Raw genomic sequence first — 22,127 nt, forward strand, 5'->3', positions numbered from 1 at the left:
TTCTGACCTTCCGTCAGAATGGAACGTGTTCTACTCTGCCGCGCATGGGCATCGGAATCACGCAGGAACAACGGGAGTTGGCCGACGCGATGCGCGGCTGGGCGGCGCGCGCCGTGCCGCCCGAGGAAGTGCGCAAGCTGCTCGACACCGCCCCGCAGGCCGCGGGACGCCCCCTCTACTGGGACGCGCTCGCCGCCTCCGGGCTGCTCGCGCCGCACCTGGAGGGCGGCACCCTGCTCGACCTCGCCGTCGTCGTCGAGGAGGCCGCCCGGGCGGCCCTGCCCGGGCCGTACCTGCCGAGCGCGCTGGCGTCCGTACTCCTGCAGCGGGCCGGGGCCGAGCCGCTGGAGGGGCGGACCGGGGCCGTGGCCCTGGAAGCCGGGACGCTGACCGCCGTGGCCGTCGAGGGCGGCGGCCACCTGCTCGACGGGACCGCGCCCCCGGTGCTCGGGGCGGGCGGCGCCGACCTCGTCGTGCTGGCCGCCGAGGCCGCGCACGGCACCCTGTGGTTCGCGGTGGACGCCGCCGCGCTCGACATCCGCACCCACGAGAGCGCCGACCCGACCCGGCCGACCGCCGAGGTGCGGGCGCGGGGGGTCTCCGTACCGCCGGGGCGGGTGCTGGCACTGGACGCGGCCCTCGTCCGGGACGCGGCCTGCGCGCTCTTCGCCGCCGACGCCTGCGGCACCGCCGCCTGGGCGCTGCACACGGCCGCCGAACACGCCAAGGTGCGCGAGCAGTTCGGGCGGCCGATCGGGCAGTTCCAGGGGATCAAGCACCTGTGCGCCGACATGCTGGTCCGCCTCGAACAGGCGCGGGCGCTCGCCTGGGACGCCGCCCAGGCGATGGACGAGGACCCCGACGTCCGCTCGCTGGCCGCCGCGCTGGCCGCCGGGACGGCCCTGGACGCCGCCTACAGCTGCGCCAAGGACTGCATCCAGGTGCTCGGCGGCATCGGCTTCACCTGGGAGCACGACGCCCACATCTACCTGCGGCGCGCCCTGGTCGCGCGCCAGCTGCTCGGTTCCGGCGACGGCCACCGGGTGCGGGCCGTGCGGCTCGCGGCGGGCGGGGCCCGGCGCGAACTGCGCCTGGAGCTCCCGGCCGAGGCCGAGCGGCACCGCGAGCGGGCCCGGACCGCCCTCGCGCCGGCGCGCGGCCTCGACCCGGCCGCCGCCCGCCGGGTGCTCGCCCCCACCGGCTACGCCGCTCCCCACCTGCCCTTGCCCTACGGCCTCGGCGCAGGCCCGGTCGAGCAGCTCGTCGTCCAGCAGGAGCTGAGGGCGGCCGGGATCAAGGTCGCCGACCTCGGCATCGCCACCTGGGTCGTGCCCTCCCTGCTGGCCTACGGGACCCCCGAGCAGCGGGACCGCTACCTGCCGCCGACCCTGCGCGGGGACGTCACCTGGTGCCAGCTCTTCTCCGAGCCGGACGCGGGCTCCGACCTCGCCTCGCTGCGGACCCGGGCGGAGCGGACGGCGCGGGGGACCTGGAAGGTCAACGGACAGAAGGTGTGGACGAGTTCCGCGCACAGCGCCGACTTCGGGATCCTGCTGGCCCGCACCGACCCGGACGCGCCCAAGCACAAGGGGCTCGGGTACTTCGTCGTCGACATGAAGGCGGCGCGCGGGATCGACGTGCGCCCCCTGAAGGAGATCACCGGGGACGCCCTCTTCAACGAGGTGTACTTCGACGACGTCGAGCTGCCCGCCGACGCGCTGGTCGGCGCGGCCGACGGCGGCTGGAAGGTCGCCCGCAACACCCTCGGCAACGAACGCGTCCACATGGCCGACCAGATGACCTTCGACAGCGGCCTCGAAGCACTGATCGCCCGCTGCGCCGACCTCGACGGCGCGGGCCGGGCCCGGATCGGTGCGCTCGCCGCCGAGGCCCACGCCCTGGCCTGCATCGGGCTGCGCACCACCCTCCAGCAGGTGTCCGGGCTGGAGCCGGGCGCGGGTGCCTCCGTGCGCAAGCTCGTCCAGACCCCGCACCAGCAGCGGACCGCCGAGCTGACCCTCGAACTGCTGGGACCGGCGGGCGCGGTCCGCGAGGGGGCGGGCGCGCGGGCGGTGCACGGGATGCTCATGTCGCGCTGCCTGACCATCGCCGGGGGCACCACGCAGGTCCAGCTCAATGTCGTGGCCGAGCGCATTCTCGGCCTTCCCAGGGACTGAAGGGGCGTTGCGTCAGATGAAGTCGTACATCGTGGGCGTCGGCATGACGAAGTTCGAAAAGCCGGAGTCGCGGGACTGGCAGTACTGGGACATGGCGAAGGAAGCCGGGAGCGCGGCGCTGGCCGACGCGGGCGTGGACTACGGCCTGGTCGAGCAGGTGCCGGTGGGGTACTGCTTCCAGGCCTCCACCGCCGGCCAGCGGGCCGCGTACGAACTGGGCCTGAGCGGGGTGCCCGTCTACAACGTCAACAACAACTGCGCGACCGGTTCGACCGCGCTGATGCTGGCCCGGCAGTTCGTCGAGGGCGGCCTGAACGACTGCGTGCTCGCGCTGGGCTTCGAGAAGATGAAGAGGGGCGCGCTGGGCGGCGGGGCCGACGGGGGCGACTTCAAGACCTCTCCGGTGGCCCGGCACTACGGGATCATGTCCGCCGCGCACGGCTTCGAGATGACCCCGCCGACCGCGCAGATCTTCGGGAACGCGGCGCGCGAGCACATGGAGCGGTACGGGACCACCGAGGCGCAGCTGGCGGCGGTGGGCGAGAAGAACCACCGGCACTCGGCGAACAACCCGAACGCGCAGTTCCAGGACGTCTACACGGTCGGGGAGATCCTGGCGGCCAAGACCATCCACCGGCCGCTGACCAAGCTCCAGTGCTCGCCGACCTCGGACGGGGCGGCGGCCGCGCTGGTCGTCTCGGAGCGGTTCGTGGAGGCGCACGGGCTGGGGGAGCAGGCCGTGGAGATCGTGGCGCAGGCGATGACCACGGACACCGGCGAGTCCTTCGCGTCGGGGTCGTGCATCGACGTGGTCGGCAAGCCGATGACGGCGGCGGCGGCCCGGCAGGTGTACGAGCGGTCGGGGCTCGGGATCGAGGACGTGGACGTCATCGAGCTGCACGACTGCTTCTCGGTGAACGAGCTGCTGACCTACGAGGCGCTGGGCATGTGCGCGGACGGGGCGTCCGGGAAGCTGGTGGAGAGCGGGGCGACGACGTACGGGGGGCGGTGGGTGGTGAACCCGTCCGGGGGGCTGATCTCGAAGGGGCATCCGCTGGGGGCCACTGGGCTGGCGCAAGCCGCGGAGTTGGTGTGGCAGTTGAGGGGGTCTGCCGGGGCGCGGCAGGTGCCGGGGGCGCGGGTTGGGCTGGCGCACAACATTGGGCTCGGGGGGGCTGCCGTGGTGACGATGCTCCGCAGGTCGTAGGCCCTCCGGGGGCGCCTCAATCTCCCCCAGCTACCGCTGGGAGGGGCCCCCGGGCGGGGCTGGAAGGCGGAAGGGCGCCCTCAAGCGTCGGGCGGGGTGGGATTTCGCAGTGCAGGGTCGATGACCGTTTCGCCTGTGGCGGTGCGGCGGAGGGCTTCTGCCAGGGATTCGTCCGGGAGGTCGCGGGGGATGAGGCCCGCGGCGCCTGCCGCCAGGGCCGCGTCCAGGAGGCCGGGGCGGGCCGAGCCCGTGACGACCAGGACCCGGCACTCCGGGTCCTCCTCGTGTACGGCGGCCACCGCGTCCGGCGTGTCCACCAGCGCCACCGCCGGGCGGGCCGTCGTCGAGGACACCACCTCGATGTCCGGCCGCAGGCCCAGCCGCAGGGCCAGCGCCGGGTCCGCGGGGACCAGCAGGACCCGCAGGGACTTGGCGGTCCGGTGCTCCCGGGGCATTTCGTTCACGGGGGCAGGGTAGTCCCCCCGCTGCTCCCCGGCGCGGGGAACACACCCGGCCAAAGCGGAAACTGACGCGCGGTCAGGAGTCTTCCCAAGTACTGGGACGTGCGTTATACATTCCTTCATCGGTCCTAGAACGCGTTCTACTGCGGCGGGGCCGACCCGCATACGACCTCGGTGCGGCCGACGGTGCGGACGGTCGCACCGAGGTCTTCCACTGCCGTCCACGGTGTGGAACGACGAACAAGGAGCAGCATCCTCAATGCCGATCGATGCCGCGAAGGCCCTCGCCGCCGACCCCCGCGTGGGGGAGATCGCCTGGGACCACAAGGACATCCAGCTCTACCACCTCGGCCTCGGCGCCGGCCTCCCGGCCACCGACCCCGACGAGCTGCGCTACACCCTGGAATCCAAGCTGCACGTCCTGCCCAGTTTCGCGACCGTCGCGGGCGCGGGCATGGCCATGCTCGGCGGCCTCGCCGCCCCCGGCATCCAGGTCGACCTCGCCGCCGTCCTGCACGGCGGGCACTCCATCGAGCTGCACCGGCCCATCCCCGTGAAAGGGCGGGCCACCTCCACCTCCAGGGTCGCCGCCGTGTACGACAAGGGGAAGGCGGCCGTCATCGTGCTGCGCTCCGAGGTCGCCGACGCCGACGGCCCGCTGTGGACCAGCGACGCGCAGATCTTCGTCCGCGGCGAGGGCGGCTTCGGCGGCGACCGCGGGCCCTCCGTCCGCGGCGAGGCGCCCGAGCGCGCCCCCGACCGGGTGGAGGAGCGGCCGGTCCGCGAGGAGCAGGCGCTGCTCTACCGCCTCTCCGGCGACTGGAACCCGCTGCACGCCGACCCCGAGTTCGCCAAGCTGGCCGGCTTCGACCGGCCGATCCTGCACGGGCTGTGCTCGTACGGCATGACGCTGAAGGCCGTGGTCGACACGGTCCTCGACGGGGACGTGACGCGGGTGCGCGCCTACCGCACCCGCTTCGCCGGGATCGTCTTCCCGGGCGAGACGCTCCGCATCCGGATGTGGCGGGAGCCCGGCCGCGTCCTGGTCTCGGTGACCGCGGCGGAGCGGGACGACGCGCCGGTCCTCGCGGACACCGTGGTCGAGCACGCGTAACGACCGTACGCGTCACGACCGTACGAGCGACACCACCCGTACCTCCAGCAGAGGAGCCGCACCGTGCGCGCAGCACTCCAGAGCCAGATAGGCCAGGACAAGCTCGAAGTCGTCGAGGACATGGAAGCCGTGGGCTTCGGCCCCGGCAAGGTCAAGGTCCGCATCCGGGCCACCGGCCTGTGCCACTCCGACCTCTCCGCGATGAGCGGGGTGCTGCCGCAGCCCGCCCCCTTCATCCCCGGTCACGAGGGCTCCGGCGAGATCGTGGACGTCGGCGACGGGGTCACCAGCCACCGGATCGGTGACCGGGTGCTGGTCTGCTGGCTGCCGCCCTGCGGGCACTGCCCGTCCTGCCGCCGCGGCCAGGGGCACCTGTGCCTGGAGGCGTTCGGCAACGTCGCCACCCCCAACTTCCGGCGCGGCGACAGCGACATCTTCGGCTTCGCCGGGACCGGCACCTTCGCCGAGGAGATGGTGGTCCCGGCGGGCTGCGCGGTACCGATCCCCGACGACGTGCCCTTCGACATCGCCGCCCTGATCGGCTGCGGGGTGACCACCGGGCTCGGCGCGGCCATCAACACGGCCAAGGTGGAAGCCGGTGCCTCGGTCGCCGTCATCGGCTGCGGCGGCGTCGGCATCTCCGTCATCCAGGGCGCCAAGGTGCAGGGCGCGGCGCAGATCGTCGCCGTGGACCCGGTCGCGTCGCGGCGCGAGGCGGCCCTGCGGTTCGGGGCGACCGAGGCGGTCGCCCCGGAGGCCTTCGGCGACGCCAAGAACCGGATCACCGCCGGTGAGGGCTTCGACTACGTCTTCGAGGTGGTCGGCAAGTCCCAGACCACGCAGACGGCCTACGAGATGACCCGGCGCGGCGGCTCGGTCGTGGTGGTCGGCGCGGGCGCGCTCGACGACAACTACTCCATCAACATGTTCTCGCTGTTCTTCGACGAGAAGAAGATCCTGCCCTCGATGTACGGCGGCGGGGACGTCCTGCGGTCCTACGAGCGGACCATCGGCCTGTGGCGGGCCGGGCGGGTGGACCTGGCGGGCCTGATCACCCACCGGGTGCGGCTCGCCGAGATCAACGACGCGCTCGACCAGATGCGCACCGGCGTCGCCCTGCGCACCTGCATCGAACTCTGACCCCTGCACCCCTGCACCCGAGAGGAACGGGCCCCATGTCGCTCCCCCTAGAGGGACTTTCCGCGATCGTCACCGGCGCCGGGCGCGGGCTCGGGCGCGCCGAAGCGCTCGAACTCGCCCGCCTCGGCGCGAGCGTCGTCGTCAACGACTTCGGCCAGCCGGGCCGTGACGGCTCCGGCGAGGCCTCGGCCGCCCCGGCAGAGGAGGTCGCGGCCGAGATCCGCGCCGCGGGCGGGCAGGCGGTGCCGCACCTCGGTGACGTGGCCGACTTCGAGCAGGCCCGCGAACTGGTCGAGCTGGCCGTCGCCCGCTTCGGCAAGCTCGACGTCCTGGTCAACAACGCGGGCATCCTGCGGGACCGGATGATCTTCTCGATGTCCGAGGCCGAATGGGACTCGGTGATCCGGGTCCACCTCAAGGGCCACTTCAACACCACCCACTTCGCGGCCGCGCACTGGCGGGAACGCTCGAAGGCGGCGGGCGGGCCGGTCTACGGCCGGATCGTCAACACCTCCTCCGAGGCCTTCCTCGGCGGCTCCGCGGGCCAGCCGAACTACGCGGCGGCCAAGGGCGGCATCGTCGGCCTCACCACCTCGACCGCGCTCGCGCTGGCCAAGTACGGGGTCACGGCCAACGCCATCTGCCCGCGCGCCCGGACCCGGATGACGGAGGACGTCTTCGCGGGCTTCCAGGTGCCGGAGGAGGGCCGGCTCGACCCGCTGGCGCCCGAGCACGTCTCCCCGCTGGTGGGCTACCTGGCGTCGCCCGCCTCGGCGAAGGCGAACGGCCAGCTCTTCGTCGTGCACGGCGGGATCGTGGTGGTGATGGAACGGCCGAAGGTGGCCGCGAAGTTCGACACCACCAAGGAGGCCTTCTCCTACGAGGAGCTGGACGAGGTCCTCACCCCGCACTACGCGGACCGGCCCGCGAACGAGACCTTCGCGGCGTCCGAGGTACTGGCCCTCAAGCACGGCTAGGGCGTTTCCCTTCGGCCCGTCCACGGTGTGCCGGTGCGGTACCTGAACGCGATCGCGTCGATGACCTGCCGATGGTCCTGCCACCGCACCTCGCCGAGGCGTCCTGTCGACGATGCGGCGAGGTGCGGGTGCCAGGCGTCGAAGGCCGGGCGGGACTTTTAAGACACGCCCTGGCCCGTCAGTGGTTGTCGTACGGGGAGACGATGATCTCAGAATTGACCGACAGCAGCGTGTTTCCTGCACTGTCGAAGCTGACCAGGCGGGCATACGCCCGGCCGTTCACATGCAGCTCGGTGAGATATCGAGCGGTACCAACAGCCCCGACGGCGCAGGGGATGTTGTTCACGGAATGCACCGCCGTGCCGTCGGGGTCAACGACGTCGACCCGGAATTTGGCGCAGTTGCTGGGGAATGCCTGGATAGCGCCCTGGCCCCAGAATTCCTGTGCTCCCCAGCCGAACCGGTCCGCACAGACCTCGCCTTTGAAGCCACTCTTGTCGAATGACGTGCATTTCCTGAACGGTGACTCCCAGGCGGCCTGGGCCGGAGCGCCGGCTGCGGTGATCGTAGCGACGGCAGCGCTCGCCACGACGACCGCTGCGGAAATTGCTTTGCGGATTCTCATTTGTGCCCCCTCGCACGGCAAGTGAACCTTCGAAATGCCGTCCACCAGTGGAAGATCAGCTTCCTTCGGGGGATCGGCGATTCGCCACGGTAGTCGACCGGATCGGGGGCGTCGACGGCCGCAGTTGAACAGTTCCTCCGTCCACTATCGATAGGGTTCGGACCGAGGACCGTGATCCGAAGGGAATTCCCCAGTCGCGACGGGGTGCCAACGGTAAAGCCGGCGCGGCGGGGCGGGTGCGGCGCGCGAGTGCCGGGGGCTGTCGACCGCCCCCGGCACTCGCGTTCTCACCCGCCGCGGGGGGATCAGCCGATGTGGTAGGAGTCCCCGTAGACCTTCCAGTCCAGCGGGGTGTTCAGGGCGAGGTTGCCCTTCTTGAGCCAGACCCGCTGCGCGGTGTCCACGCGGCTCGTGTCGCTGTGGGCCTCCTCCTGCTTCATCGCCCAGACACGGGCGTCGAGGAAGGCGTTCAGCCAGGTGGTCTCGTTGCCGCCCTGGGCCGGGGGCTTGGCCTTGGTCAGGGCGCGCTTGCGGATGTTGCGGAAGCTGGTGGAGTCGTCGCCGTTGCCGTGCATCACGATGGCGTCGTAGTAGGCGAACTGGCCGAGGGCGCCGACGCCGTCGCTCTTGCCCTGGCTGACGGCCGGGTTGAAGTACACCCGGTCGCGCTCGTGGTCCTGGGCCTTCCTGAAGGTGCTGTCGGTGGCCGCCTTCGCCCAGTCCTTGGTGAAGTTCGGGTCGAGGCCCTTGTGCGACGGGGTGCCGTCGACCTTGCGCAGGGCCGGGAGGTACTTGGCGAGGACGTTGTCCGGCTTGACGCTGGTGTAGTACTCGACGAGGTCGAGCATGTCACCGGTGCCGGAACAGAAGCCGATGATCCCGGCGGTGTAGCCGCGGTCGTCGTCTATGTCCTCGATGTACTTGTACTGCGCCTTCCAGTCCAGCGAGGAGTTCTCCGCGCTGGACACGATCTGCATCGCGACGTCCTTCTTCGCGGGGTCGTCCAGGCCGGTCGCGGTGGCGCCGAAGGCGGCCGCCGCGTGGGGAGCGGCTGCTGCCGGGGAGGTGGCGGCCGGCGAGGCGTGGGCCGCGACGGGGACGGCGAGGACCGCCGCGCCGAGCAGGGCACCGATGGCCAGCCTCGTACGACGCGAGCCGATGATGCGGTGATGAGGGGTGAACACAACGCCTCCATGGGGGGGTTGGTGCGCTCCGCTAATGTTAGGAAACTTACCTATCATATAAACGGGCACGCCCAACACCCCTCCGGCACGGTGTGACCGTGGGTCAGTGAGGGTGACGGAAGGGCCGCTACCGCAACGGCGCCTGCTGGAGCGGCACGGGGCGGGGCGCGGGCGCGGGCGCCGGGTCGGGCGCAGGCCCGGCCTCGGAGCGCACCGGCGGCGGCGGACCCGGCGGAAGTCCCAGGCCGACCACCCCGCAGGGGACGAACGGGGTCGTGTAAGGCAGCCGCAGACGGCCCTCGCGCGACCACAGCCCGGTGCCGACCCAGCCCATCGGCGCCCCGAGCCGGAAGACGTGCCGATCCGCCGGACGCCACAGCGCGATCCCGGCCGCGCCCGCGGCGGCCCCGGGACCCGGATCGCCGATCCGCAGCGCCACCGCGCAGCTCTCCGGCATCAGCATCTGGCCCGGCTGCACCGCGAAGGGCACGGCCGAAGCCCCCTCCGCCCGCAGGCACTCCGGGAAGCGCACCGGACGCGAACTCCCCAGCACCCCCCAGCCGATACGGGCCCCCTCGCCCGGCGACGGCGCGTCGGAGCGGATCAGCAGCAGCCCGCTGTCCGGGTCGGCCAGCAGCAGCCGGTCGTCACTGGCCTCGGTGATCTGGAGCAGCGGCGAGACCTCGCCCCCGCGCCCCAGGTCCACCACGACCGTCTTCGTGCGCCCCTCCCGCTCCCGGTCCAGGGCCAGCAGCCGGCCCTCCCGGTCCAGCCAGACGCCCCCCGAGCAGCGCCCGGACAGCTCGGCGACCCGCTCGGGCCCGAAGGCGCCCCCGGCGACCTGCCAGACCGTGGTGGAGTGCCCGTCCACCGCCAGGGCGTAGGCGCTGCGCCCGTCCGGGGCGGGGGGCAGCAGGGTGAGGCGGCCGTCGCACTCCAGGGCGCCCAGCGGGAGCTGGCCGGTGCGCGGGCCGGTGTGCGGCCCGGCGTGCGAACCGGTGGGGTACAGCAGGGAGAAGGCGTGGTGCCCGGCGACCCGGCGGTGGATCAGCACCCGCCCGTCGGTCAGCGGGAGGACCTCGGAGTCGGCCTCCTCGGGCTGCCCCAGCGGAAGGGGGACGGCGTACGGCTCGGGGCCGTCCAGGGTCCAGCGCTCGGGGTAGCGGGCCTGGCCCTCCCCGGCGAGGCGGGCGGCGTACGAGCCGTCCGCGGCGAGCACGAACCCGAGGCCCGCGGACGCGTACGGCCCGCCGGGTCCGGCCGGCGCGGGTCCCGTCGGCGCGGGCACGGCTGGCGCGGCTTCCGCGCCCCCCTCGGCGGGGGCGTCCGGCGCGGTCGCGGTCCCCGGCCCGCCCTCCGGCGCCGCTTGCGTCACGGGCTCCTCAACAGCACAGGCAGTCATTGCTGCGTCACCTCCGGTCAGGAAGCTAGTTTTCGCAGCTCCCGCCCCACGGCACGACCACCTCGGCTTCACACGTACGGGTGGCCGCCCGGTGGTTCTCCCGTGGCCGCGGAGGCGATTGTGCTGTGCGATACCGGGGCGTTTAGGGTGAGGCGGCGTGGTTAGGTATGCCTAACCGCACTCCTTCCCCCATTCCAGGAGTTGTGACATGTCCTTCCGACGCCGCGGCACGGCCGCCGTCGCCCTCGCCGCCGCAGCCGCGCTCACCCTCTCCGCCTGCGGCGGGAAGGACGGTGCGGCGTCCCCGCAGCCCGGCGGCGGCGACAAGAAGGCCGTCGCCCAGGGCGGCAAGGACTTCTCCGACGCCGCGAAGAAGACCGCGGCCTTCGGGACCACCGCCGCGGCCGGCCAGTTCCCGCGCACGGTCACCCACGCGATGGGCACCACCGAGATCAAGGCCGCCCCCCGCCGGGTCGTCGTCCTGGACGTCGGCGAACTCGACAACGTCGTCTCCCTCGGCCTCCAGCCCGTCGGTTACGCCCCGACCGAGGGCGACGAGGGCATCCCGGGCTACCTCAAGGACGGCGCGGGCACCCCCCAGTCCGTCGGCACCATCAACAGCCTCAACCTGGAAGCGATCAACGCCCTCAAGCCCGACCTCATCCTCGGCAGCCAGCTGCGCTCCGCGGACAAGTACGCCGCGCTGTCGAAGATCGCCCCGACCGTGTTCTCCATCCGCCCGGGCTTCCCGTGGAAGGAGAACTACCTGCTGAACGCGGCCGCGCTGGACAAGACCGCCGAGGCCAGGGGCAAGCTCGACGCCTACCAGGCGAAGGCGAAGAAGCTCGGCGACGACCTCGGCGCGCACAAGCCGACCGTCACGATGCTGCGCTACATGCCCGGCAAGACCCGTCTGTACGCCGGGGCCTCCTTCATCGGCACCATCCTCAAGGACACCGGCATCCCGCGCCCGCAGAACCAGCAGGCCGAGGAACTGGCCGTCGAGGTCAGCCCCGAGCGCATGGACGAGGCCGCCGCCGACTGGATCTTCACCGGCGTCTACGGGACCAAGGACAAGACCAAGCGGGACTCCGCCGAGGACAACCCGCTCTGGAAGAACCTGGACGCCGTCAAGCAGGGCCGGGCCAAGGACGTACCGGACGAGACCTGGTACCTCGGGCTCGGCGTGAGCGCCGCCGACAAGGTCCTCGACGACCTCCGCGGCCTCCTCGTCAAGTAACCCCGCCGCCCGCGCACCCCCCGCTGGTCGGCGGGGGGTGCGCCACGGACGGTAGCCTTGGCCCGTGCCCCGTCTCTCCGAAGTCATCGCCGCGCTGGACGCCCTCTGGCCCCCCTCGCGGGCCGAGCAGTGGGACGCCGTCGGAACCGTCTGCGGCGACCCCGACGCCCCGGTCTCCCGGGTCCTGTTCGCCGTGGACCCCGTACAGGAGATCGCCGACGAGGCGGTGAAGCTGGGCGCCGACCTGCTCGTCACCCACCACCCCCTCTACCTGCGCGGCACCACCACCGTCGAGGCGGGCACCTTCAAGGGCCGCGTCGTGCACACGCTGATCAAGAACGACGTCGCGCTGCACGTCGCCCACACCAACGCCGACAGCGCCGACCCCGGGGTCTCCGACGCCCTCGCGGGCGCGCTGGACCTGCGCATCACCGGGCCGCTCGTGCCCGACCCCACCGACCCCGAAGGCCGCCGGGGCCTGGGCCGGGTGTGCGTCCTGGACCACCCCGAAACCCTGCGCGAGTTCGCCGCGCGCGCCGCCGCCCGGCTGCCGCGCACCGCGCAGGGCATCCGCGCCGCGGGCGACCCGGACGCGCTGATCCGCACCGTCGCCGTCAGCGGCGGCTCCGGCGACAGCCTTTTCGACCAGGTGCGGGACGCCGGTGTGGACGCCTTCCTCACCGCCGACCTGCGCCACCACCCGGTGTCCGAGGCCCGCGAGCAGTCCCCGCTAGCCCTCGTCGACGCCGCCCACTGGGCCACCGAGTGGCCCTGGTGCGAGCAGGCCGCCGCGCAGCTCGACGCGATCTCCGAGCGCCGGGGCTGGGGTCTGCGGACCCACGTCTCGCGCACGGTCACCGACCCCTGGACGGCGCACGCGCCGTCCGTTTCCGCCCCTTCTCTCCCTGGAGCCCCCAACTGAACGCCGAGCCCGCCGACCAGATCCGACTTCTCGACGTCCAGGCCCTGGACCTGCGGCTGTCGCAGCTCGACCACAAGCGCAACTCGCTGCCCGAGCACCTCGAACTGGAAGCCCTGACCAGCGACCTGACACAGCAGCGCGACCTCCTCGTCGCCGCGCAGACCCAGGAGAGCGACGCGGCCCGCGAGCAGACCAAGGCCGAGCAGGACGTGGACCAGGTCCGCACCCGCGCGGTCCGCGACCAGGCCCGCCTCGACTCCGGCGTCGGCGTCTCCGCCCGCGACCTGGCGAACCTGCAGAGCGAGCTGGTCTCGCTCGCCAAGCGCCAGGGCGACCTGGAGGACGTGGTCCTGGAGGTCATGGAGCGCCGCGAGGCCGCAGCGGCCCGCGTCGCCGAGCTGACCGCCCGCGTCACCGAACTCCAGGGCAAGGCCGACGACGCCATGGTGCGCCGCGACGCCGCCCTCGCCGCCTTCGACGCGGACGCGGCGAAGGTCGCCAAGGACCGCGAGCTGATCGTCGCCTCGATCCCGGCGCCGCTGATCGCCCTGTACGAGAAGATCCGCGCCAAGCAGAACGGCGTCGGCGCGGCCAAGCTGTACCAGCGGCGCTGCGAGGGCTGCCGCCTGGAGCTGGACATGGCCGAGGTCAACGAGATCAAGAGCGCGGCCCGCGACGAGGTCGTCCGGCACGAGAACTGCGGCCGGATCCTGGTCCGTACGGCGGACTCGGGCATCTGATGCCGCGGGTGGTCGTCGAGGCGGACGGCGGGTCCCGGGGCAACCCGGGACCCGCGGGCTACGGCGCGGTGGTCCTCGACCCGGTGAGCGGGGAGACCCTTGCCGAGCGGGCGGAGTACATCGGCGTCGCCACGAACAACGTCGCCGAGTACAAGGGCCTGGTCGCGGGCCTCACCGCGGTCCGCGAGCTGTTCCCCGACGCCACGGTGCTGGTGCGGATGGACTCCAAGCTCGTCGTCGAGCAGATGTCCGGCCGCTGGAAGATCAAGCACCCGGACATGAAGCCGCTGGCCGCCGAGGCCGCGCGGATCCTGCCGCGCGCGCAGGTGACGTACGAGTGGATCCCGCGCGAGCGCAACAAGCACGCCGACCGGCTCGCCAACGAGGCGATGGACGCGGGCAAGCGGGGCGAGCGGTGGGAGCCGTCCGCCTCCTCGGCCGCCCTCGACCACGGGGCGGCCCGCGCGCTCGCGACCCCGCCGCCGTCGGGCCCGCCCGGTGACGCGGCGGCCGGCGCCGCCGCGGCCCGCGCCGCGCTCGCGGGGGCCCGTACGGCTGCTCCGACGGTGGCCGGAGCGGACACGTTGTTCGGGGACGCGCCGGTGGACGCGCTCGGGGGCGCGGCCGCGGACGTGCTGGGGGACGCGCTCGGCGAGGCTCCGGCGGCTCCCGGGGCTCCGGCTCCTGCGGCCGGCGCGCCCGGGTGGGGGGCGCCCGACCTCGGGACGCCCGCCACCTTCGTGCTGCTCCGGCACGGCGAGACCGCCCTCACCCCGCAGAAGCGCTTCTCCGGCAGCGGCGGCAGTGACCCCGAACTCTCCCCGGCCGGGCGCCGCCAGGCCGAGGCCGTTGCGGCGGCGCTCGCCGCCCGGGGCACCGTCCAGGCCGTCGTCAGCTCCCCGCTGCGGCGCTGCCGCGAGACCGCGCAGGCCGTCGCCGACCGGCTCGGACTGCCCGTCACGATCGAGGAAGGGCTGCGCGAGACCGACTTCGGCGCCTGGGAGGGCCTGACCTTCGGCGAGGTCCGCGAGCGCTACCCGGCCGACCTCGACGCCTGGCTGAACTCCGCGAAGGCAGCCCCCACCGGTGGCGGCGAGAGCTTCGCCACCGTCACCCGCCGGGTCGCCGCCGCCCGCGACCGGCTGCTCGCCGCGCACGCGGGCCGCACGGCGCTGCTGGTCACCCACGTGACACCGGTCAAGACGCTGGTCCGGCTCGCCCTCGGCGCCCCGCCGGAATCCCTGTTCCGGATGGAACTGGCCGCCGCCTCGCTCTCGGCCGTGGCCTACTACGCCGACGGCAACGCCTCGCTGCGGCTGCTGAACGACACCTCGCACCTGAGGTGAGAACGCCTGTGGACATGCCTGTGGCCCGCACCGGAACGGTGCGGGCCACAGGCATGTCGTCGTAGGCGCGCAGACCGACACAAGCTGTACGCCGGGTTCTGTCACCCGGTGACCTCGCGATCACCGGGGAGACGGCCATCCATCTAGGACCGGCGTTGCCGCCGGCCTCGTGCGGTCTACCCGCGGACTCGGGCGGGCAGCCCTCGAACGTCCGCGCAGAGCCGTCCGGAGACGACTCCTCTTGACCTTGCTCCGGGTGGGGTTTACCTAGCCGCCTGAGTCACCTCAGGCGCTGGTGGTCTCTTACACCACCGTTTCACCCTTACCCGGGACCGAAGCCCCGGGCGGTCTGTTTTCTGTGGCACTGTCCCGCGGGTCACCCCGGGTGGCCGTTAGCCACCACCCTGCCCTGTGGAGCCCGGACGTTCCTCGGCGGGATCCGAAGACCCCGACGCGGCCGCCCGCTTGTGTCGTTCTGCGCTCCGACCATGCTACCCGGCCACCCACGGGTGCTTGACCTTGCCGCAGCGGACGTGCGCGACGCCGCCCTGCGTCAGCGGGCCCGGCTCACGCCGTCGTGAACTGCACGCCCGTGGTGGTGGCCGGGTCGGCCGCGGTCAGGGTGACGCGGATGCGGGAGCCGAGCGGGAGGGGGGCCGCGGGGGATTCGACGCGGCCCACCACCGCCGGGTCCTCCAGGTGGACCGTGCCGACCGTCGGTTCGTGGTCCTTGACGTCGATCACCACGGCATCGAAGGTCTCGCCCACGCGGTCCTTCAGGAGCGCCGCTTCCACCAGGTCGACGCAGCCCCGCTCCACCGCGTTGGCCAGCCGGCCGCCGTCCGCCATCTCCTTCGGGAGGGTGGCCAGGGCCGCCACGGCCCACTCCGGCGGGGCCTGTCCCGCCACCGCGGCCAGGCACAGCTCGCCCGCGTAGCGGTCGACGAGGCGCCGCAGCGGGGCCGTGCAGTGGGCGTACGGCGCCGCGACCGCCGCGTGCAGGGCCGGGGAGGGCACCTCGCCGTCCGTGAACGGCGTGTACCCGGCCCCGCGCAGCAGGGCCGTGCACTCCTGGAGGAACGCCGCGTGCGCCGGGCGGTGCGGGTCCAGCGAACGGATCAGCTGCGCGTACGGCACGTGGTGCGGCCAGTCGATGCCCAGCGCCCGCGCGGTCCGCCGCAGCCGCCCGACCGCGCCGTCGGGCGCCGAGGGGAGGGTGCGCAGGATGCCGGTGCCCGACGCGATCATCAGGTCCGCGGCCGCCATGCCGGTCATCAGCGAGACCTGCGCGTTCCAGCCGTCCGCGGCGAGCGGGGCCCGGTAGGCCAGGGAGTACGAGCCGTCCTGCTCGACGACCTCCTGCTCGGGCACGTTCAGCGAGATCCCGCCGCGCTCCGCCTCCAGTGCCTCGCGCAGCGTTCCGATGTCCTTCAGCAGGGCGAGGGACTCCGGGGCGGCCCCGGCGTCGATGGACTTCTGGACGCCCTCGTAGTCCAGCTTCGCCCGGCTCCGTACGAGCGCCCGCCGGACCTCGGTGGTCCCCACCCGGCCGTCCGCGTCCAGGTCGAGGCGCCACAGCAGGGCCGGGCGGGTCCGGTCGGGCAGCAGGCTGGCCGCGCCCTCGGAGAGGACGGGGGGATGCAGGGGGACCCTGCCGTCGGGGAAGTAGAGGGTCGTCACCCGGCGGTGGGCCTCCGCGTCCAGGGCGCCGCCCGGGGTGACGAAGGCCGCCACGTCCGCGATCGCGTAGTGCACCCGGTAGCCGCCGCCCGGGCGGCGGGCCAGATGCATGGCCTGGTCCAGATCGGTGGAGGCCGGCGGGTCGATGGTGAAGAGGGGCAGGTCGGTGGCGTCCACGGCCTCCCCGGCGGGCGGCCGGGGCGCCTTCGCGGCCCGCTCGGCCTCCGCCAGTACCGCAGGGGGGAAGTCCTGCGGCACCTCCAGCCTGGTCCGCAGGTCACGCAGCGCGGCCGTCAGAGCAGCCCCGTCTGCGCCGGTCATGTGCAGGTGACGGCGTGGCATGGACCGAAGCCTAGGGCCGGTGCGGCCGGGTGTCGCGGCGAGGCCATTACGCTGGCCGGGGGGCCGCACCCCCCGCCGCGCGCCGTCCCGGCCGTACCGAAGGAGAACCACCGTGCTCGTGCTGCTGCCGCCGTCCGAAGGAAAGGCCGCCGGCGGCTCCGGCGCACCCCTGAAGGCCGAGGGGCTGTCCCTGCCGGGGCTTGCGCCCGCCCGCGCGGCGGTGCTGGACGAACTGGTCGAGCTGTGCGCGGCCGACGAGGACAAGGCCCGCGAGGTGCTCGGGCTGAGCGAGGGGCTGCGGGGCGAGGTCGCGAAGAACGCGGGGCTGCGGTCGGCCGCCGCCCGGCCGGCCGGGGAGATCTACACCGGGGTGCTGTACGACGCCCTCGGCTGGGCGGACCTGCCCGCGGGGGCGCGTGCGCTGGCGGACCGCTCCCTGCTCGTCTTCTCCGGGCTGTGGGGCGCCGTCCGGATGACGGACCGGATCCCGTCCTACCGCTGCTCGATGGGCGTGAAGCTGCCGGGGCTGGGGGCGCTGGGGGCGTACTGGCGCGCGCCGATGGCGCAGGTCATGCCGGAGGCGGTGGGGGAGGGGCTGGTGCTGGACCTGCGGTCCGCGGCCTATGGCTCCGCGTGGAAGCCGAAGGGGGAGGTGGCGGGGCGGACGGCCACCGTGCGGGTGCTGCACGCGCAGGTGGTGGACGGGGTCGAGAAGCGGTCGGTGGTCAGCCACTTCAACAAGGCGACCAAGGGGCGGCTGGTGCGGGATCTGCTGCTGGCGGGGGTGGTGCCGGGTGGGCCGGCCGAGCTGGTGGGGGCCCTGCGGGACCTCGGCTTCACGGTGGAGGCGGAGCCGCCGACGAAGCCGGGCCGGGCGTGGTCCCTCGACGTGATCGTCACCCAGATCCACTGACCCCCGGGCTCCGCCCGGACCCGCGGGGTGCGGTGCGGCGCCGCCCCTCGGCCGCGGGCCGTCGTCCCGGGCTCCGCCCGGACCCGCGCCTCAAACGCCGGCGGGGCTGGATTCGCGGGTTGGTCATGCGGGGCAAGTTCAGCCCGTCCGGCGTTTGAGGACCGGGTCTGGGCGGAGCCCAGGAGGCTGGGCGGCAGGCGGCGTTGGTCCTCGGCCGCGGGCCGTCGTCCCGGGCTCTGCCCGGACCCGCGCCTCAAACGCCGGCGGGGCTGGAAGCGGCTGCCCGGGGGTGGGTCAGCGGCCCAGGGGCCAGGCTACGGCTTGGGGGGTGTGGGGGGTGGTGCCCGCGTACTGGGCGCAGGCGTCGGTCAGGGTCTCCAGGAGGGTCAGGGGGTCCGGGAGGCCGTGTTCCATGCCGCGGATCCAGCTGACCGCGAAGTCACCGGGCAGGACGGCCGGCGGAACCAGGACGTAGCTGCCCCGGCAGTGCCACCGCAGCCCGGGGTGCTCGTCCATGGTCTCGGGATGGCAGTCCAGCTCGCACGGCCACCACTCGTCCTCGTCCTCCGGCGTCCCCCGCGTCGCGGTGAAGAAGAGCATCCGGGCGTGGTCGCCCGTACCGCCGGACTCGGCAACCGGTCCCACGTCGACCCCGGCGGCCAGCAGCCGCTCCAGCGCGCTGCGCCCGGCTTCGAGGGGGACGTCCAGCACGTCGTGGACCATGCCGGTCGCGGTGATGAAGTTCGCCTCGGGCTGGTTGCGGGCCCAGCGTTCGACCTGCGCGCGGTCGGTGGTCGACTGCGTCTGCCAGGCGAAGGAGACGGGGTGGCGCGCGGGGGTCGGACAGCCGACGCGGTCGCACGAACACCGGTACCCGGCGGGATGGGCGGCGGGGGAGAGCGGCAGACCCGCGGCGGCGACGGCCAGGAGCAGCGCTTCACGCTCGCGCCCGGGATCTTCGGCGGCCGCTTTGGACCGGCGGCGCAGCCACTGGGACATCCTGCTCTGCGGACCGCGCGTGACGCGGTCGGACTCTGACCCCATCTATCCCCTCACCTCACCGTTACCCCGGCAGATCCCACCATGGTCCCACCATCCTGCGCCCCGGATGACCGCGCTCCCCGGCCGGGGGGCACCGGACGAGGGCCCCCGTTCCGTCAAGAACCGCCACAGAACGGCTCATTCGAGCCATCGGTTCCCGGCCGTTCGCGCACAGGTACGCCCCGGTGACTTTCGCCACCACCCCGCCCCGACGCCCTCCCCACGGACACGCGTCCGGAAAACCACCCCATCGGTCCACTGCGCGCCCTTCCCCGAGGAGAGACGATTCTCTTCACACTCGGATCACGTCCGCCGTGAGGAGCTTTCTTTGCGCAGAGACGCCACACCCCGGCGTTACCTGATGTGCCCACCCGCGCACTTCAAGGTCACGTACTCGATCAACCCGTGGATGGATCCCACGAAACCGGTCGACCTGCCCCTCGCCCTCGCCCAGTGGGAAGACCTGAGGGACCGTTACCGGTCCCTCGGCCACACCGTCGAGACGCTCCGGCCGCAACCCGGCCTGCCCGACATGGTCTTCGCCGCCAACGGCGCCACCGTCATCGACGGCCGCGTCCTGGGCGCCCGCTTCGCCTATCCGGAACGCACCGCCGAGGCCCAGGCGCACCTGGACTGGTTCAGGGAGCACGGCTTCACGCAGGTGCACGAGCCCTCCCACATCAACGAGGGCGAGGGGGACTTCGCGGTCACCCGGTCCTACATCCTCGCGGGCCGGGGCTTCCGCTCCAGCCCGCTCTCCCACGACGAGGCCCAGGAGTTCTTCGGCCGCCCGGTGATCGGCCTCGACCTGATCGACCCGCGCTACTACCACCTGGACACCGCGCTCTGCGTCCTGGACGGCGACGAGGTCATGTACTACCCGGAGGCCTTCTCGCCCGGCAGCCGCTCCGTGCTGCGGCGCCTCTTCCCGGACGCGCTGCTCGCCTCCGGCGAGGACGCGGCGGCGCTGGGGCTCAACGCGGTCTCCGACGGCCGGCACGTCCTGCTCCCGCAAGCGGCGGCGGGCCTGTTGGCCCCGCTGCGCGCCCGGGGATTCGAGCCGGTCCCGATGGACCTGACCGAACTGCTCAAGGGCGGCGGCAGCGTGAAGTGCTGCACCCAGGAGCTGCGCCCGGCGGTCGAGGAGGCGCCTGCCTAAGCCGGCTCAGGGCGTCCCAGCCCGGTTCAGCCCACAGCCCGGCTCAGCCCGGCTGGACCGGCGGCCATTCCTGGCCCCAGTCGGCGTCCCGCGCCGCCTTGTACAGGTCACCGTGGCGCTTGGTCACGGTGGCCCGGGACAGGCCCGGCCCCGGCGCGGCGGCTTCGGCGGCCGCGCCGACGGTCGTGTCGGAGGCCGCGTCGGCGGCTGCGCCGGAGGCCGCCGGTCCGCCGCACAGGTCCAGCAGGACGAGCCCCTTGCGGATCTGCGGCCTGCGCGTGATCCGCGCGGTGGCCGGGACCGCCGGGACCCGGGTCGCGGCGACGTAGCTGAACTTCTCGTCCTCGTAGGCCAGCGAACCGCCCTTGACCTGGCGGTGCAGGGAGGAGCGGCTGACCCGCGCGGCGAAGTGGCACCAGTCCTCGCCGACCACGACCGGGCAGGTCCCGTCGTGCGGGCAGGGGGCCGCGACCCGCAGTCCGGCCGCGATCAGCAGGTCCCGGGCCTCGCGGACGCGCAGGTACCCGTCGGGCGTGCCCGGCTCGATGATCACCACGGTGGCCGCCGCCCGGGCCGCCTCGGTGACCACGGCGGCGCGCGCCTGCGGGGTCAGCTCGCCCAGTACGTACGACACCGTCACCAGGTCGGCGTCGGGCAGCTCCAGTCCCGCCCCGATCACCGCACGCCGCCACTCGGCGCCGCGCAGCGCCTCGGAGGAGGAGGATCCGGCCAGTTCCCGGCCCAGGGTCAGCGCGGGCTCGGCCCAGTCGAGGACGGTGGTCGTGCGGGGCCCCTCCCAGGTGGCGTCGACCGCCCAGGCCGCCGCCCCGGTGCCGCCGCCGACGTCCACGTGCGAGGCGGGCGCCCAGTCCGGGGCCGCCGCCCGGAAGGCGTCCAGGGCCGCCCGTACCGCCTCGAAGGTCGCCGGCATCCGGTAGGCCGCGTACGCCGCGACGTCGGAGCGGTCGCGCAGGACTGGGGCGTTCGTCGGCGTCTGCCCGCGGTAGTTGGCGATCAGCCGCTCGACGGCGGCCGTGGCCTGCTTCGGCGGGAGACCGTCGAGCAGCCCGCCCAGCGCGGAGCGGAGGGTGTCGGCGGAGGTGGGTACGGAGGGGTTCACCCGCTGAGTTTACGGCGCCACCGCGACCAGGGGCTCCCGCGGCCGCCAGGGCCGGCACATGCCCAGGAAGCAGGCGGCGGAGAGCAGCGAGCAGGCCAGCTGGACGACGGCCATCGGCACCGCCGTGTGCTCGCCCGCGATCCCCACGAGCGGCGAGGCGACCGCGCCGACCAGGAACGAGGAGGTGCCCAGCAGGGCCGAGGCGGAGCCCGCCGCGTGCGGGGTCCGCATGAGCGCCTGCGCGTTGGTGTTGGGCAGCAGCAGGCCCATCGCGGACATCAGCACGAAGAGGGCGGCCGCGACGGGGAGGAGCCCGGCCTTGCCGAAGACCCCGCTCGACATCACCAGCAGCGCCACCGAGGCGGCCGTGATGACCGCCAGGCCCACGGCGAGCGCCTTGTCCAGGCTGACCCGGCCCACCAGCAGCTTGCCGTTGATCTGGCCGACGATGATCAGGCCGACGGAGTTGACGCCGAAGAGGAGGCTGAACTCCTGCGCGGAGGCGCCGTAGATCTCCTGGATCACGAAGGGTGAGGCGGAGATGTAGGAGAAGAGGACGGCGAAGGCGAAGCCGCCCGCCAGGGTGTAGCCCGCGAAGACCCGGTCGGCGAGCAGTCCGCGCATGGTGTGCAGGGCCGCGCCGACGCCGCCGGTCTGGCGGCGCTCCGGCGGCAGGGTCTCGCCGAGGCCGCGCCAGACCAGGACGGTGAGCAGGGCGCCGACGCCGGTCAGAACGAGGAAGACCCCGCGCCAGTCGGCGAAGCGCAGCACCTGGCCGCCGACGAGCGGCGCGACGATGGGGGCGGCGCCGGATATGAGCATCAGGGTGGAGAAGAACCGGGCCATCTCGACGCCGTCGTAGAGGTCGCGCACGGAGGCCCGCGCGATCACGATCGCGGCGGCCCCGGCGAGGCCCTGGAGCAGCCGGAAGCCGATGAGCAGCTCGATGGTGGGCGCGAAGGCGCAGGCGGCGGTGGCCAGGACGTAGACGACCATGCCGGTCAGCAGCGGGGTGCGGCGCCCCCACTTGTCGCTCATCGGGCCGATGACCAGCTGGCCCAGCGCCATGCCGATGAGGCAGGCGGTCAGGGTGAGCTGGACGGTGGCGGCCGGGCTGCTCAGGGAACTGGTGACGGCGGGCAGGGCCGGCAGGTACATGTCCATGGACAGCGGGGGGAGGGCGGTGAGCCCGCCGAGGACGAAGGTGACGAGCAGCCCGGTCCGGCGGGCGGCGGCGACGGCGGCCGTCGTGGGGGCCGCGGGGCCGCCGGTGGGTGTGGGGACCGTCGCGGGACCTCTCTCCGGCATACGAAACTCCGTCTTCTCGTCGCTCTTCT

At 73.5% G+C, this 22,127-nt stretch carries 18 protein-coding genes, 1 other RNA gene and 1 pseudogene; 11 read left to right on the plus strand and 9 right to left on the minus strand.

What is annotated here, in order from left to right:
* The first annotated feature begins 44 nt into the window (after nt 1-44).
* Both ABZY31_RS17705 and ABZY31_RS17710 read left to right on the plus strand, forming a co-directional pair.
* On the plus strand, nt 45-2,177 hold the full coding sequence (locus ABZY31_RS17705) for an acyl-CoA dehydrogenase family protein (protein WP_356411058.1): 2,133 nt from the start codon (nt 45-47) through the stop codon (nt 2,175-2,177).
* Nucleotides 2,178-2,193: 16 nt separating this feature from the next.
* The gene (locus ABZY31_RS17710; RefSeq protein WP_356411060.1) at nt 2,194-3,384 is read left to right on the plus strand and encodes a lipid-transfer protein; all 1,191 of its coding nucleotides are present in this window, start codon (nt 2,194-2,196) and stop codon (nt 3,382-3,384) included.
* 80 nt (nt 3,385-3,464) lie between these two features.
* Here ABZY31_RS17710 and ABZY31_RS17715 read toward each other — a convergent pair whose 3' ends face one another.
* Nucleotides 3,465-3,839 carry a DNA-binding response regulator gene (locus ABZY31_RS17715; protein WP_356411256.1) on the minus strand — a complete coding sequence of 125 codons (375 nt, stop codon included), beginning with the start codon at nt 3,837-3,839 and terminating at the stop codon, nt 3,465-3,467.
* Nucleotides 3,840-4,104: 265 nt separating this feature from the next.
* On the opposite strand from ABZY31_RS17715, the gene ABZY31_RS17720 reads away from it, so the two are divergent.
* The 3 genes from ABZY31_RS17720 (at nt 4,105) to ABZY31_RS17730 (ending at nt 7,076) form a co-directional block, all read left to right on the plus strand.
* Nucleotides 4,105-4,959: a MaoC/PaaZ C-terminal domain-containing protein gene (locus tag ABZY31_RS17720; RefSeq protein ID WP_356411063.1), complete on the plus strand. Its 855-nt coding sequence runs from the start codon at nt 4,105-4,107 to the stop codon at nt 4,957-4,959.
* Between the two features lie 63 nt (nt 4,960-5,022).
* Nucleotides 5,023-6,099 (plus strand): Zn-dependent alcohol dehydrogenase, encoded by a 1,077-nt coding sequence (locus tag ABZY31_RS17725; RefSeq protein ID WP_356411066.1) that lies wholly within the window; start codon nt 5,023-5,025, stop codon nt 6,097-6,099.
* Nucleotides 6,100-6,134: 35 nt separating this feature from the next.
* Entirely contained in the window at nt 6,135-7,076 is a 942-nt protein-coding gene (locus ABZY31_RS17730) for a 3-oxoacyl-ACP reductase (RefSeq protein ID WP_356411069.1), read from the plus strand.
* A gap of 178 nt (nt 7,077-7,254) precedes the next feature.
* Here ABZY31_RS17730 and ABZY31_RS17735 read toward each other — a convergent pair whose 3' ends face one another.
* The 3 genes from ABZY31_RS17735 to ABZY31_RS17745 all read right to left on the minus strand — a co-directional run bounded on the left by ABZY31_RS17735 (nt 7,255) and on the right by ABZY31_RS17745 (nt 10,260).
* The gene (locus ABZY31_RS17735) at nt 7,255-7,701 is read right to left on the minus strand and encodes a hypothetical protein (RefSeq protein WP_356411072.1); all 447 of its coding nucleotides are present in this window, start codon (nt 7,699-7,701) and stop codon (nt 7,255-7,257) included.
* A 305-nt stretch (nt 7,702-8,006) separates the two neighbouring features.
* A complete protein-coding gene (locus ABZY31_RS17740; protein WP_356411074.1) occupies nt 8,007-8,885 on the minus strand; it encodes a chitosanase in 879 nt (292 codons plus the stop codon).
* A 127-nt stretch (nt 8,886-9,012) separates the two neighbouring features.
* On the minus strand, nt 9,013-10,260 hold the full coding sequence (locus ABZY31_RS17745) for a hypothetical protein (protein WP_356411077.1): 1,248 nt from the start codon (nt 10,258-10,260) through the stop codon (nt 9,013-9,015).
* A gap of 235 nt (nt 10,261-10,495) precedes the next feature.
* Between ABZY31_RS17745 and ABZY31_RS17750 the strand changes: the two genes are divergently transcribed.
* The 4 genes from ABZY31_RS17750 to ABZY31_RS17765 all read left to right on the plus strand — a co-directional run bounded on the left by ABZY31_RS17750 (nt 10,496) and on the right by ABZY31_RS17765 (nt 14,535).
* Entirely contained in the window at nt 10,496-11,527 is a 1,032-nt protein-coding gene (locus ABZY31_RS17750) for an iron-siderophore ABC transporter substrate-binding protein (protein ID WP_356411080.1), read from the plus strand.
* Between the two features lie 64 nt (nt 11,528-11,591).
* Nucleotides 11,592-12,449 carry a Nif3-like dinuclear metal center hexameric protein gene (locus tag ABZY31_RS17755; RefSeq protein WP_356411083.1) on the plus strand — a complete coding sequence of 286 codons (858 nt, stop codon included), beginning with the start codon at nt 11,592-11,594 and terminating at the stop codon, nt 12,447-12,449.
* The gene (locus ABZY31_RS17760; RefSeq protein WP_356411259.1) at nt 12,446-13,189 is read left to right on the plus strand and encodes a C4-type zinc ribbon domain-containing protein; all 744 of its coding nucleotides are present in this window, start codon (nt 12,446-12,448) and stop codon (nt 13,187-13,189) included. The genes ABZY31_RS17755 and ABZY31_RS17760 overlap by 4 nt, the downstream gene beginning before the upstream one ends.
* Nucleotides 13,189-14,535, plus strand: coding sequence for a bifunctional RNase H/acid phosphatase (locus tag ABZY31_RS17765; RefSeq protein WP_356411086.1), 1,347 nt, complete (start codon nt 13,189-13,191; stop codon nt 14,533-14,535). Before ABZY31_RS17760 ends, ABZY31_RS17765 begins: the two co-directional genes overlap by 1 nt.
* 71 nt (nt 14,536-14,606) lie before the next feature.
* Here ABZY31_RS17765 and rnpB read toward each other — a convergent pair.
* An RNA gene (gene rnpB, locus ABZY31_RS17770) (RNase P RNA component class A) lies at nt 14,607-15,008 on the minus strand.
* A gap of 94 nt (nt 15,009-15,102) precedes the next feature.
* Entirely contained in the window at nt 15,103-16,557 is a 1,455-nt protein-coding gene (locus tag ABZY31_RS17775; protein WP_356411089.1) for an RNB domain-containing ribonuclease, read from the minus strand.
* A 112-nt stretch (nt 16,558-16,669) separates the two neighbouring features.
* Here ABZY31_RS17775 and yaaA point away from each other — a divergent pair, with 112 nt between their 5' ends.
* Complete coding sequence (gene yaaA / locus ABZY31_RS17780; RefSeq protein WP_356411092.1) at nt 16,670-17,470, plus strand: peroxide stress protein YaaA; 801 nt, start codon at nt 16,670-16,672, stop codon at nt 17,468-17,470.
* 294 nt (nt 17,471-17,764) lie between these two features.
* Here yaaA and ABZY31_RS17785 read toward each other — a convergent pair whose 3' ends face one another.
* Complete coding sequence (locus tag ABZY31_RS17785; RefSeq protein ID WP_356411095.1) at nt 17,765-18,514, minus strand: bifunctional DNA primase/polymerase; 750 nt, start codon at nt 18,512-18,514, stop codon at nt 17,765-17,767.
* 304 nt (nt 18,515-18,818) lie between these two features.
* Here ABZY31_RS17785 and ddaH point away from each other — a divergent pair.
* Nucleotides 18,819-19,670: pseudogene (ddaH, locus tag ABZY31_RS17790) on the plus strand (dimethylargininase); the annotation flags it as partial.
* A gap of 43 nt (nt 19,671-19,713) precedes the next feature.
* Here the strand turns inward: ddaH and ABZY31_RS17795 are convergent.
* On the minus strand, nt 19,714-20,790 hold the full coding sequence (locus ABZY31_RS17795; protein ID WP_356411097.1) for a small ribosomal subunit Rsm22 family protein: 1,077 nt from the start codon (nt 20,788-20,790) through the stop codon (nt 19,714-19,716).
* A 9-nt stretch (nt 20,791-20,799) separates the two neighbouring features.
* Entirely contained in the window at nt 20,800-22,098 is a 1,299-nt protein-coding gene (locus ABZY31_RS17800; RefSeq protein ID WP_356411100.1) for a multidrug effflux MFS transporter, read from the minus strand.
* Nucleotides 22,099-22,127: the final 29 nt, after the last annotated feature.

Origin of the sequence: Streptomyces sp. NPDC006529, assembly GCF_040611795.1 — a bacterium.
Taxonomy (GTDB): Bacteria; Actinomycetota; Actinomycetes; order Streptomycetales; family Streptomycetaceae; genus Streptomyces.